This is a genomic window from Halanaerobiales bacterium (assembly GCA_035270125.1).
GTDB lineage: Bacteria > Bacillota > Halanaerobiia > Halanaerobiales > DATFIM01 > DATFIM01.
In genome coordinates, this window is record DATFIM010000123.1 from 1 (window position 1) to 13,665 (window position 13,665).

12 protein-coding genes are annotated in these 13,665 nt (G+C 29.6%); all 12 read left to right on the top strand.

The annotated features are described in order from the left end of the window. Positions 1-2,389, top strand: a 2,389-nt coding sequence (locus tag VJ881_06345; GenBank protein HKL75669.1) for a glycoside hydrolase family 31 protein, incomplete at its 5' end; no start/stop codon positions are given. 91 nt (positions 2,390-2,480) lie between these two features. After that, positions 2,481-3,500, top strand: a complete 1,020-nt coding sequence (locus VJ881_06350; GenBank protein HKL75670.1) for a LacI family DNA-binding transcriptional regulator — start codon at positions 2,481-2,483, stop codon at positions 3,498-3,500. Positions 3,501-3,566: 66 nt separating this feature from the next. Next, positions 3,567-4,766 carry a maltose/maltodextrin ABC transporter substrate-binding protein MalE gene (gene malE, locus VJ881_06355; protein ID HKL75671.1) on the top strand — a complete coding sequence of 400 codons (1,200 nt, stop codon included), beginning with the start codon at positions 3,567-3,569 and terminating at the stop codon, positions 4,764-4,766. Positions 4,767-4,841: 75 nt separating this feature from the next. Further along, positions 4,842-6,404 carry a maltose ABC transporter permease MalF gene (gene malF / locus VJ881_06360; GenBank protein HKL75672.1) on the top strand — a complete coding sequence of 521 codons (1,563 nt, stop codon included), beginning with the start codon at positions 4,842-4,844 and terminating at the stop codon, positions 6,402-6,404. Continuing rightward, positions 6,397-7,257, top strand: coding sequence for a maltose ABC transporter permease MalG (malG, locus tag VJ881_06365; GenBank protein HKL75673.1), 861 nt, complete (start codon positions 6,397-6,399; stop codon positions 7,255-7,257). Before malF ends, malG begins: the two co-directional genes overlap by 8 nt. 22 nt (positions 7,258-7,279) lie before the next feature. Continuing rightward, positions 7,280-9,025 carry a glycoside hydrolase family 13 protein gene (locus VJ881_06370; protein ID HKL75674.1) on the top strand — a complete coding sequence of 582 codons (1,746 nt, stop codon included), beginning with the start codon at positions 7,280-7,282 and terminating at the stop codon, positions 9,023-9,025. Between the two features lie 86 nt (positions 9,026-9,111). Continuing rightward, positions 9,112-10,251 (top strand): trypsin-like peptidase domain-containing protein, encoded by a 1,140-nt coding sequence (locus tag VJ881_06375; protein ID HKL75675.1) that lies wholly within the window; start codon positions 9,112-9,114, stop codon positions 10,249-10,251. 117 nt (positions 10,252-10,368) lie between these two features. Further along, a complete protein-coding gene (locus tag VJ881_06380) occupies positions 10,369-10,659 on the top strand; it encodes a metal-sensitive transcriptional regulator (protein HKL75676.1) in 291 nt (96 codons plus the stop codon). A gap of 35 nt (positions 10,660-10,694) precedes the next feature. Further along, positions 10,695-10,976, top strand: a complete 282-nt coding sequence (locus VJ881_06385) for a DUF503 domain-containing protein (protein ID HKL75677.1) — start codon at positions 10,695-10,697, stop codon at positions 10,974-10,976. 21 nt (positions 10,977-10,997) lie between these two features. Further along, complete coding sequence (locus tag VJ881_06390) at positions 10,998-11,690, top strand: response regulator transcription factor (protein ID HKL75678.1); 693 nt, start codon at positions 10,998-11,000, stop codon at positions 11,688-11,690. Next, the gene (locus VJ881_06395; protein ID HKL75679.1) at positions 11,662-13,062 is read left to right on the top strand and encodes a HAMP domain-containing sensor histidine kinase; all 1,401 of its coding nucleotides are present in this window, start codon (positions 11,662-11,664) and stop codon (positions 13,060-13,062) included. The genes VJ881_06390 and VJ881_06395 overlap by 29 nt, the downstream gene beginning before the upstream one ends. A gap of 21 nt (positions 13,063-13,083) precedes the next feature. Beyond that, positions 13,084-13,557 carry a haloacid dehalogenase gene (locus VJ881_06400; protein HKL75680.1) on the top strand — a complete coding sequence of 158 codons (474 nt, stop codon included), beginning with the start codon at positions 13,084-13,086 and terminating at the stop codon, positions 13,555-13,557. Positions 13,558-13,665 lie beyond the last annotated feature (108 nt).

Here is a 13,665-nt window from a genome sequence, read left to right on the forward strand (position 1 = left end):
TTCAGAGATTATGGATAGTGGTTTATATAATGAAGAAAAAAGATATTTTTCAACTGGTAAATTAGTTGATTATAAAAGAAATGAAAATAATTTAATACTTGAATATTCCAGAACAAAAATAGCTCTAGAATTTATAAAAAAGGGTATAGTGCGAGTCCTAAAAGAAAAAGATGAAAAATTAGATTTTAGCAGTACTTATGCTGTTTTAGATGGAAATTTGGATTATAATCATTATCAAATTTTAGATAAAAAAGAAAAATTAATTGTTAGAACTGAGAATTTAGATATTAAAATCTCTAAAGATTCTTTTTCTTTAGCTTTTTATGAAAAAAATGGAGATTTGATTCATAAAGATGCTAATGAGGCAATAAAATGGAATAAAGATGAAGTCTGGGCAAAGAAAATAACCAATGATAAAGAAAATTTTTATGGGTTGGGTGAAAAAACCGGATTTTTAAATAAAAAAGGTAAAAAATATACAATGTGGAATACTGATGTCTTTGAGGCCCATATTGAATCTACTGATCCTTTATATATTTCCATACCCTTTTATTTAGCAACTGATAGAGATAAAAGTTATGGTATATATTTTGATAATAGTTATAAAAGTTTTTTTGAGTTTAAAGTAAATGAAAATGGTGAATATAGTTTTGGAGCTCAGGGAGGAAAACTTGATTATTATTTTATAAAAGGAACAAAAGTCAAAGATGTAATTAGAAAATATACAAAAATAACAGGTAGAATGAATTTACCACCAAAATGGTCATTAGGTTATCATCAATCACGTTATAGTTATGGCTCAACTGAGGAAGTAAAAGAGCTTGCTAATAAATTTCGTGAAAATGATATTCCCTGTGATGTCATTCATTTAGATATTCACTATATGGATGATTATCGAGTATTTACCTGGGATGAAAATAATTTTCCCAAACCAGAAAAACTTATGAATGATCTTAAAGAAGATGGTTTTAAAGTAGTTAATATTATAGACCCTGGTGTTAAAAAAGATCCAGATTATGAAGTCTATAAAGAGGGAATGAAAAATGATCATTTCTGTTGTTATCTAGATGGTGAATTATTTACAGGTGATGTCTGGCCCGAAGAATCTGTTTTTCCTGACTTTACATCAAAAAAAGTTAGAAAATGGTGGGCTGGCCTCCATAAGGATTTACTAGATTCTGGTGTAAAAGGTATCTGGAATGATATGAATGAACCTGCCGTTTTTAATGATACTTATACAATGGATCTCGAAGTTATGCATGAAAATGATGGTGATCCTTATTTACACAAACGTTTTCATAACCAATATGCTCTCTTAGAAGCAATGGGTACTTATCAGGGAATTAAAAAGTATAAAGAGGAGAGGCCTTTTGTTTTAAGTAGAGCAGGTTTTTCAGGTATTCAAAGATATGCAGCTACCTGGACAGGTGATAATAGAAGTATCTGGGATCATCTTAAACTGGCAGTCCCTATGTTAATGAATATGGGTATTTCAGGATTGAGTTTTTCCGGTACTGATATAGGAGGATTTACTGGAGATAGTAATGGGGAATTGCTGACAAGATGGACTCAATTAGGAACTTTTATGCCATTTTTTAGAAATCACTCTTCTCTTTACACTAAAAGTCAGGAACCATGGGCTTTTGCTGAAAAATATGAAAAAATAATAAAGAAATTTATTGAATTGCGTTATAAATTTATGCCTCATATTTATAATTTGTTTTATAAAACTTCACAAAAAGGAATACCAGTAATGAGACCACTTTTTATGGAATTTCCTGATGAGCAAAAGGCTTATGAAATATCCTATCAATTTATGGTTGGAGATAGTATTTTAGCTGCTCCAGTTTACGAACCCAAAAAGGATAAGAAGTTAATTTATCTTCCAGAAGGTAACTGGGTTAATTATTTTAGTGATAAAAATTATGAAGGAAAACAATATATTGTCGAAGATACTCCCCTTGCTACTATGCCTTTATATATTAAAAATGGATCTATTTTAGTTATGGGCGAAAAAATAAATTATATTGGGGAAAAAGAAAGAAATTATTTGGAAATTGTAAACTATTTAGATGAAAATATTCCCAAAAATAGCTATACTTTATATGAAGATGATGGAATAAGTTATAATTATCAAGAAGGTAAATATAATTTGAAAAAATTCAGTTATAAGAAATCAAAGGAAAAAATAGAGTTTGATATAAATTATAAAGAAAATAACTATAAAACAGATTATAATAAATATTTAATCAGATTAAAAAATATTAATTTTAAACCTGATAAAATTACCTTTAAAGGTAATAAAGTTAAAGATTGGGAATATAAATTAAAAGAGAATGAATTAACTCTAAAAATTAAAGCAGAAGAAGGAAATATTGTCATTATGTAAATATTTTTAATTTTTTTTAGTGGAGAAGGAGGAATTTATGTTTTGACATAGAAATATAATAATGCAAACGTTTGAATGAAAGAGGGATATTATGAAAAAAATTACTATTAAAGATGTAGCCAATAAAGCCAATGTTTCTCCTTCTACAGTTTCTAGAGTAATAAGTGATAATCCTAATATTAGTCAGGATACTAAAGATAAAGTTAGAAAAATTATGAAGGATTTAAATTATCATCCCAATGCTATAGCCAGAAGTTTAGTAAATCAAAAAACTAATACTTTAGGACTTGTTATGTCTAGACCTACTGAAATGGCGTTTGCAAACCCTTTTTTCTCTGAAGTTATACAGGGAATAGCTCAAAGTACTAAAGAAAGACATTATCATTTAATGATCTCCGCCGCAGAAAATTATAAAACTGAATATGAAGAAACAATAAAATTATACAAAGATGGTAGAGTAGATGGTCTTATATTAATGGCATCCAGAGTTAATGATAAATTAATTAGTTCTTTAAAAGATATTAATTGTCCCTTTGTTTTGATTGGACGCTGTCCTGAATTTACTGATATTCCAAGGGTAGATAATGCAAATATTGAAGCTGCTTATAAAATGACTGATTTTTTAGTTAAAAAAGGTAGTAATAAAATTGCATTAATTTCAGGACCTTCTGATTATATTGTTAGTAGAGATAGAATCAAGGGATATAAAAATGCTTTAGAAGATAATGGTCTTAGTTTTTCAGATGAATTAATAGAATATGCAGAATTTGATTATGATTCTGGTTATAAAGCTACTGAAAAACTATTAAAAAATGATCTATCTAAAGTTGATCATATCTTTGCTCTTGATGATCTCCTTGCAGTTTCTGCAATAAATTGTCTTATTGATAATGGATACAGTATTCCAGAAGATATAGGAGTTGTTGGTTTTAATGACCAACCAATTGCAAAATATATAAACCCCAAACTAACTACTGTTAAAGTTCCTATTCAAGAAATGGGTAAAAAAGCAGCAGAGATGTTAATAAAGATTATTAATGATAAGTCGTATCATGGTGAAGAAATAATTATTCCTACTCAAATTATTTCTCGCCAGACACATCGTGATTAATTACAACCCTAAAAATTAAAAATATAGGGTTGAGTTAATTTAATAAAAATAGGGAGGTATTTTTAAATGAAAAAGTTTTTAGTTTTATCATTAGCTTTTGTTATGTTGTTAGGTTTAACTTCTTTTGCCTCGGCTTCAGAATCAGGAAAATTACTGATTTGGGCAGACGAAAACAGACTTGAGGTAGTAACTGAATTAGCTGGAGAATTTGAAGATGATTATGGAGTACCAGTAGAGGTACAGGAAAAAGCCTTTGGTGATATTAGAGACAGTATGAGAGTGGAAGCTCCATCTGGTGAAGGTCCTGATATTATTGTTGGTGCTCATGATTGGTTGGGTGAATTAGTTACTAATGGTCTAATTAGTCCTATTGATCTATCAGATTTGGAAGATGACTTTATTGAAGTTTCACTTGATGCATTTACCTGGGGAGAAGATACTTATGCAGTTCCTTATGCTATTGAATCTGTAGGTCTAATTTATAATAAGGATCTTGTAGCAACTCCTCCAAAAACCTGGGAAGAGTTTTCTGCCCTTGTAAAAGAACATACTAATAAAGAAGAAGAAAAGTATGGATTTGTTATGCCTCAACCTGATCCATTCCACACCTATCCATTTATGAGTGCAATGGGTGGTTATGTATTTGGTATGGAAGATGGAGTATATAATCCAGATGACATTGGTTTAAATAATGAAGGAGCAGTTGCAGGGTTAGAGAAACTTAATAGCCTTTATGCAGATGGATACGTTCCTTATCTAGATTATCAAACAATGGCTTCACTTTTCAAAAGTGGAGATGCTGCTATGATGCTTACTGGTCCATGGGAATTTGGTAATCTTGAAGAAGCTGGAATCAATTATGGTTTTGCACAACTTCCATCTATGGAAGGTCAGTCTCCTAAACCATTTTCTTCTGTTCACGGATTTATGATGAGTGCCTTTAGTGAAAATAAAATGTTAGCACAGGCCTTTATCCGTAACTTTATTGCAAGAGAAGATACAATGATTGAATTATATGAAAAAGGTGGAAGACCTCCTGTATATAAACCAGCTATAGAAGTTGCACAGGAAGATCCACAAACTGCTGGAGTTCTAGAGAGTGCTAGAGAAAGTATGCCAATGCCCAGTATACCAGAAATGAATGCTGTTTGGGCAGCCTGGGAAGATGCTCTAGAAGTTGTATTAAATCAAAAACAGGATGTAAAACCTGCACTTGATAATGCTGTTGAACAAATTAAAGATTCCTTAGAGCAGAGTGCTGAATAAATAATTTGAATAGCTAGTAAATTTATAATACCGGCCCTATTTTAGGGCCGGTAGATTTTAAAGGGGAGGGTAACCTTGAATATACAAGATAATATGTGGAAGTATTTATTTAAAATAATATTTTTAGGTATAATGGATGCCTTATCTATCTGGAGTGCAGTAATATTATATAATGATTCAGCTTATTTATTATTAATTGGACTTATAATTGTAGTAGGAGCTATAAATATAGTATATTTAATAGATAAAGCTTACCCTATGCGTTACATATTACCAGGAACTATATTTATGGTCATATTTGTAGTTTATCCTATTTTTTATACTGTATATATATCTTTTACTAATTATGGAACAGGAAATATTTTAAGTAAACAACAGGTAGTCAATCAACTGGAAAATCGTTATTTTAGTCCTCAGGATGCAGAAGAATTTAGTTTTAGTACTTTTAAATTAGAAAATGAAAAAGAATTTATTTTACTTTTTGAAAATGAAGAGGGAGAACGTTTTGTTGGTTTTGAAAATGAATTAATACCTATTAATGATTTTGATCAAGATATTGTAGATTCTGATAATGATGGAAAAATTGATGAAATAGCTGGTTATAAAAGACTTCCGCAAATGCAGTTATTTCAACACTTAAGTTCTTTACAGGATTTGGAATATGAAATAAATGATAGAATATTAAGGATGAAAAACACAGAATATTTCTCTTCTTATATCCGGCAATATAAATATGATGAAGATAAAGATCAGTTAATTAGCTTAAGAACCAATAAGGTTTATAATCCTTCTGAAAATGGATATTTTAAGGCTAATGATGGTGAAAGATTAACACCTGGTTTTAGAACTAATATTGGCTGGAAAAATTATAAGAAATTATTAACTGATGATCGAGTATTTAATCCATTTTTAAGAGTATTTATCTGGACATTTGAATGGGCAATTTTAAGTGTATTTTTAACTTTTAGTTTAGGATTATTTATGGCAATTTTATTAAATGATAAAAATTTAAGATTCAGGAAAATATATAGAGTTATATTGATTTTACCTTATGCAATACCTGGTTTTATTTCTGTTCTTGTCTGGAGAGGATTATTTAATGCAGAAGTTGGGGCTGTGAATAACTTATTACAGTTTTTCTCAATAGGTGGTATCCAGTGGATGCAACATCCAGTCTGGGCTAAGGTAGCTTTACTTATAGTTAACCTCTGGATGGGTTTTCCTTATATGATGTTAATTGCTTTAGGTTCTCTGCAAAGTATATCAGATACCTTATATGAAGCTGCTGCAATTGATGGTGCTTCAGTCTGGCAGAAATTCCGTCACATTACTCTACCATTATTATTAGTTAGTTTAGGACCACTTTTGATTTCATCATTTGCCTTTAATTTTAATAATTTCAATGTAATTTACCTATTTAATGAAGGTGGACCGGCAATTCCAGGTGCTCAAACTCCGGCTGGTGCTACAGATATTCTAATCTCCTATACTTATAGGCTATCATTTGCAACCGGGAGAGGTTCTGACTTTGGACTGGCAAGTACTGTAGCTTTATTTATTTTTATGATAACTGCTACAATAACCTGGTTTAACTTCAAATACACAGGTGCTCTAGAGGATGTGAAAGAAAATGAATAATAATTATGAATCAAAAACTGTAAGATTAATAAGGCATTTAATTATTTTACTGGTAATCGCATTTGTGTTTTTTCCTATTGTCTGGACTTTATCAGCTTCTTTAAATCCAGCAAATACAATAGTTGGACAAAAAATAATACCTGATAATGCTTCTCTGGTTCATTATAAAGAAATATTTACAAGTGATACTCATCCTTTTATGCTCTGGATGTGGAATAGTATTAAGATCTCTTTAATAACAGCTTTCTTTTCTGTATCAATGACTGCCTTAGCTGCATATCCATTTTCTAGATTCCATTTTACTGGAAGAAGAAATGGTTTATTTATGATTTTATTAATTCAGATATTTCCTCAAATGCTGGCTATGGTAGCTATCTATTTACTATTTTTAAATATCCAGAATTATATACCTTCAATAGGCCTTAATACACATACAGCATTAGTTTTAACCTACTTAGGTGGTTCGATTGGGGTTAATACCTGGCTTATGAAAGGTTATTTAGATACGATTCCTCGTTCTTTAGAAGAAGCGGCTTATATAGATGGAGCCAGTCGTTTTCAGGCATTTGTCCAGATTATTTTACCATTAGCCAGACCTATTTTATCAGTACTTTTTGTTTTACAGTTTATTAGGACTTATTCAGAGTATATTCTGGCCAGTATACTATTAAATGGTACAGAAAAATTTACACTTGCAGTAGGTTTACAGATGTTTATTTCTGATATGTATGGTAAAAGAATGGGAGTATTTTCTGCTGCAGCCTTAATTGGTGCTATTCCAATCGTTATTTTATTTATGCTCTTTCAGGATTATATTGTTCATGGTTTAACCGGTGGAGGAGTAAAAGAATAAGATATAAAAGGAGTTTTAGTTAATGATAAAATCAGCAATTGAACATAAAAGTTATAGTAATTATGCCTTTCCTATAGATGAAAATACTTTAAAATTAAGAATTAAAGCTGCTAAAAATGATATAAAAAGTGTAAAAGTTATTTATGGAACTCGCTTTGTGTTTGATGGTCGGGAACCATTAAAAGTAAAGGAAATGAAATTAAAAACAAGCTCTGAAGTTAATGACTTTTTTGAGACCACAATTGAACTTGAAGATCCAAGATTTCGTTATCACTTCTTATTAGATGATGGCGAAAATAAGAGATGGTATAATGAAAAAGGATTTTCAAAAAATAGGCCACGTGGTGGAAAGAGTGGATTTTTTCAGTATTCTTTAATATCTAATGATGATCTACTTGATAGACCTGATTGGCTTGACGAAGCAGTAGTTTATCAAATATTTCCAGAAAGATTTAATAATGGAAACTCAGATCTGGATCCAGCTAATTTAAAAAACTGGGGTGATTTACCTAAAAGAGATTCGTTTTTTGGGGGAGATCTACAGGGAATTTATGATAAGCTTGACTATCTTAAAGATCTAGGAGTAAATACTATATATTTGACTCCTATTTTTGAATCTCTTTCTAACCACAAATACAATATAGATGATTATCTAAAAATAGATGAACATTTTGGTGATGAAGAAATTTTTGAAAAGCTTGTTAATAAAGCACATGATAAAGATATGAAAATAATTTTAGATGCTGTTTTTAATCACTCTGGATTTAATTTTTTTGCCTTTGAAGATTTAAGAAAAAGAGGTGAAAACTCTAAATATAAAGACTGGTATATATATGATTCTTTACCACTTCAAACTGAAATACCGGTTAATTATGAAACTTTTGCCCGAAATATACCGAATCTGCCAAAATTAGATACTGCTAATAAAGAAGTTCAGGATTATCTTTTAAAAGTTACTGAATATTGGATGAAAAATTTTGATATTGATGGCTGGAGACTTGATGTTGCAGATGAGGTTGATTCATCTTTCTGGCGAAGATTCCGGAAAAAAGTAAAATCTTTAGATAAAGATGCCTATATTATTGGTGAAGTCTGGCATAGTGGGATGAAATGGTTACAGGGAAATCAATTTGATGCTATTATGAATTATTCTTTTACTGAAGCAGTTATTGACTTTATTGCTAGGGATAAAATTGGCCCATCAGAATTTGATAATAGATTGGCTTTAAATCGAATGAATTATCGTGAAGATATTACTAATTCTTTATTAAATCTTCTTGACAGTCATGACACACCTCGTATTTTAAGACACTGTAATGAAGATAAAGACAAAATGAAACTTGCTGTATTATTCCAGATGACCTATCCCGGAGTACCTATGGTTTTATATGGAGATGAATTAGGTTTAACAGGAGGAGATGATCCTGATAGTAGGAGATGTATGCCCTGGGATGATGATAAAGCAGATTATGATTTAAGAGCTTATTATAAAAAGTTAATTAAGATAAGAAAAAATAATAAGATATTACAAAAAGGTGAATTTGAAAGTTTTGTCATTAATGAGGCTAAAAATATATATTCTTTTAAAAGAAAATTAGAGGATAGGGAAGTTATTGTAATTATAAATAATAATCCTGAAAAAAGAGAAATATGTTTAAGAAGTCAAAATAAAAATTATATAGATTTACTAACTAACAAAAACTATAAAAACAATGATGAAAAAATAAAATTAGTGATGAAACCATATCAGGGAATGATTTTAGAATAATCTTTAATTAATTTTTAATAAATTTTTAATTACAAGTTAATAATTATCTGTTATAATATAAGTAAAACAAATGAGAGGTGATAGTAATGAAAAAGTTACGTAACAAAATTACTAAAAATCAATTCTCTTATCTACTTATATTATTGTTAGTTGTAAGTGCCTTAACAGTTTTTAGTTTAAATACTTATGCTCAGGATGATACTCAGCAGGTCCCTACTGATAGGAATATTTTTGCTGATATTGCTGCTGAGACTAATGATGGGGTTGTAAAAGTAACAACTGAAGTTAAAATTGATACAAGTCAAAATCCATACTATAGTGATCCATTTTACAGATACTTTTTTGGAGATCAACTTCCTGAAAGTGATGAACCTAGAACTCGAGAAGGTTATGGTTCTGGATTTATAGTTTCTAAAGAAGGTTATATTGTAACCAATCAACATGTTGTAAATAATGCTGATAATGTAAAGGTGACTATTAATGGTTTTGATGATCCAGTACCAGCTGAAATTGCTTGGTCAGATTTTAATTTAGATCTTGCAGTTTTAAAAGTTGATGTTGAAAAAGATTTAACAGTTTTAGAATTAGGTAATTCAGATAATCTAAGACCGGGAGATTGGGCGGTAGCCATAGGTAATCCTTTCGGCTTTGAACATACTGTAACTGCTGGAGTTATTAGTGCACTTGGAAGACCTATAAAGGTTCCTACAAATACTGGACAAATTAGAGAATACACTAATTTAATCCAACTTGATGCTGCAATCAATCCTGGTAATAGTGGAGGACCATTACTTAACATTGATGGGGAAGTTATTGGGATTAATACTGCTGTAAGTTCTCAGGGCCAGGGAATAGGATTTGCGATCCCTGTAAATGAAATAAAAGGTATAATAAATGAATTAAAACGTACTGGTGAAGTAACCAGACCATGGCTTGGAGTTTCTTTTAGAGGAATTAATGAGGATATAAAAGAATACTTTAAGTTAGATAATACCAAAGGTGTTCTTGTAATGGGAACTGTTAAAGATAGTCCTGCAGCCAAAGCTGGATTACAAAAATATGATATAATCAAAGAAATTGATCAACAGCCAATAGAAGGTACTGATGATTTAGTAGAAATAATTAATAACAAAGAAATTGGCGAAAAGATAATGATTAGAGTTATTAGAAATGGTGAATCTGAAGTTATGTTTGCTGAAATAGGCAAAAGACCTGATAGAATGTAATATTATAATTTAACCCTCTACCACCTAAGGTAGAGGGTTTGCAATTTTGCATAATTAATTCTAGTTTTTTGCAAAAATAAAAGTTTTTTGCTAAAATTATTACAGAAGTATAGAGAGGTGATAACTATTAGTAATTCAATTTCTGAAGAAGATAAAAAGAATTTAATTACAAGGCTTAGAAGGATCGAAGGACAGATTAGAGGTTTGCAGAGAATGATAGATGAAGAAAAATATTGTGTTGATATTTTGACTCAGGTTGAAGCCAGTCGTGGTGCTTTAAGAAAAGTAGCTTTAAAGGTCCTCGATAGTCATATAAATGGATGTGTGCAGAGAGCCATAAAAAATGAAGAAGGAGAAAATGAAATAATTGATGAATTAATGGATGTTATAGAAAAATTTTCTGATTAATTTTAATATATCTAATTTTAGAGGATGTGATTTTTTTGCTTATTGGTTTAATAAATTTTGATTTATATCTTCCTATGGTATCATCACTTAAAGAAAAAAGAAGTATTATAAAAAGTTTAATAGATAAGAGTAGAAATAAATTTAATTTAGCTGTCTCTGAAACTGATGATAATGACCTCTGGAAAAATGCCAATATTAGTGCGGTTACTGTAAGTAATGAAAGAAAATATATTGATAGTCTTTTTTCAAAATATGTTAATTTTATTGATGAAAATACTGAAGTTGAATTAAGAGATTATAAAGTTGAAATTTTTTAGAAGACCAGATGGAGGTAAACTATGTCTAAAATACTGATTGTTGAAGATGAAAAGAAAATAGCCAGAATTATGGAATTAGAGATTACTCATGAAGGCTATGAGGCAGAAGTAGTTTATAATGGTAAAGATGGTATAGAAGAATTAAAAAATGACGATTATGATTTATTAATTTTAGATATAATGTTACCAGGTTTAGATGGAATAGAAGTTTGTAATAGAATAAGAAAATTTTCTGAAATACCGATAATTATGGTTACAGCTAAAGACAGTACCAGAGATAAGGTCAAAGGACTTGACACAGGTGCTGATGATTATATTACTAAACCTTTTGAAGCTGAAGAATTAATGGCCAGAATCAGGGCTCAACTTAGAAGAGAAAAGGATAATGAAAAAAATGCTGAAAAAAATATTTTAAAAATAGATGATTTAGTTATGGATAAAGATAAATATACTGTTAGTAGAGAAGGAGATAATATTGAGTTAACAAAAAAGGAATATGATTTATTAAAATATTTTCTAGAAAATAAAGATATTGTTCTTTCGCGTGACCAACTTTTGGAAGCAGTTTGGGGTTATGATTATGTAGGTCAAACTAATATTGTTGATGTATATATAAGATATTTGCGATCAAAAATTGATGATCCCTATGATAAAAAACTTATAAAAACTGTAAGAGGGGTTGGCTATGTTATCAGAGATGAAGAAAATGTTTAATTTTAACTGGCCTAAAAAAATATCCTGGAAACTTAGTTTGGTATATACCTTGATTTTTTTATTTGTACTTTTAGTACTAAATGGTACAGCTTATTATATGTTAAATAATTATGTACACAGTAGTATAAAGGAAAGTGTTAATAATACTTTAAACTATATATTACCTAAATTACGAGGTGTTGATAGAAATAGCTTTGATTATGGAGCAGCTATCTTACTTGAAGACATTAGTAAAAGTGAAGAAGATGTATATTTTCGAATAGTTGATTATAACAAAGAAACGGTTGCTCAATCAAATATGTTAGAAGGAATGGATTTGCCTTTAAAAGATGGTAACCTGGAAATAAATAAAGGTAAAAAAACTTATTTTCTGAGAACTGTCACTATTTCAAAATATGGATATTTAAATGGGTATCTCCAGGTAGTAAAAGATGTAACTATTGAATATAGTGTTTTAAATAGGTTATTGATATTTTTAAGTATTAGCAGTATAGGTGGTGGTTTAGTTGCCCTTTTAGTTGGATTTTTTATTACCAAAAAATCAATGAAACCTGTTAAAGAAATGTCAAAAACAGCTCGAAAAATTAGTGGTAGTGATCTCAGTAAGAGGTTGGAAGTCACAAATACTAATGATGAATTGGCTGAATTAGCAGAAACATTCAATTCTATGCTTGATCGTCTGGAAAAGGCATTTAAAAAACAGGAACAGTTTGTATCTGATGCTTCTCATGAATTAAGAACTCCTATTTCAATAATAAAAGGTTATATTAATATTTTAGATCGCTGGGGAAAAGAAGATAAAGAAATTAAGGAAGAAGCTGTTGAGTCAATCAAATCTGAAATACAGAGTATGAATGATTTAATAGAATCTTTATTATTTTTAGCTAGAGGTGATCTTGCCGAGATAGAGCCATCTTATGAAAGATTTTATTTTAATAATGTTGTAGAAGAAATAATTAAAGAAAATAAAATTTTAGATAAAGATATAAATTATAAATATATAGAAAAAGATCGAGTTGAAATTTATGCTGATAAATTATTAATTAAACAATTATTACGGATTTTTATTGAAAATAGTAGAAAGTATACAGGTGATGGTGGAAATATAGTTATAGAAAGTGAAGAAATCGAAAATAATATAAAAATCACTATTAAGGATGATGGTAAAGGAATTCCCAAGAAGGATATTCCTCATATTTTTGATAGATTTTATAAAATTGATAAGTCACGATCAGATGAAAAAGGTAGTAGTGGTTTAGGTCTTTCGATCGCCATGAAAATTGTTGAACTTCATAATGGTGATATTGATGTTGAAAGTGAAGTAGGAGAAGGTACAAAAATAACTATCTTCATCCCTCTTGAAAATAAATAAATTTATTAGGAGGAACAATAATTGCTACAATTAAATTTTGATAATAGAAAAGACCTTGAGTTGGAAAATTTAATTCTTGATTATAATGGTACTATTGCTTTTCAAGGAAAAACTATTGCTGGGGTTAAAGAAAAACTGTCAAAATTAAGTGAAATTTTAGATATATATATAGTTACAGCAGATACTTATGGTACAGTAAGAGAAGAATTTAAAGACCATTCTATCAATATAGAAATAACAGGTGATAAACTTACAGGAACTAAATATAAAAAAGAATTTGTTGAAAATCTTGGTGCTGTTAAAACCATAAGTATTGGAAATGGAGCAAATGACAGATTAATGTTGAAAGAATCTGGTCTTTCGCTTGTAATTATTGGGGGAGAAGGTGCTTCACTTAATACAGTTTTAAAAGCTGATATTCTGGTCAGAGATATTTTAGAAGGTCTTGATTTATTATTAAACACTGATAGCTTAAAAGCTACTTTAAGAAGGTAGGAGGTCAGGATTGTTATGAAGATTAATACTTTAAATATGTTTGTAAAATTAATTGACACAGGCAGCTATTCAAAGGTAGCAGAAAAATTAGATTTAACTCAACCGGCA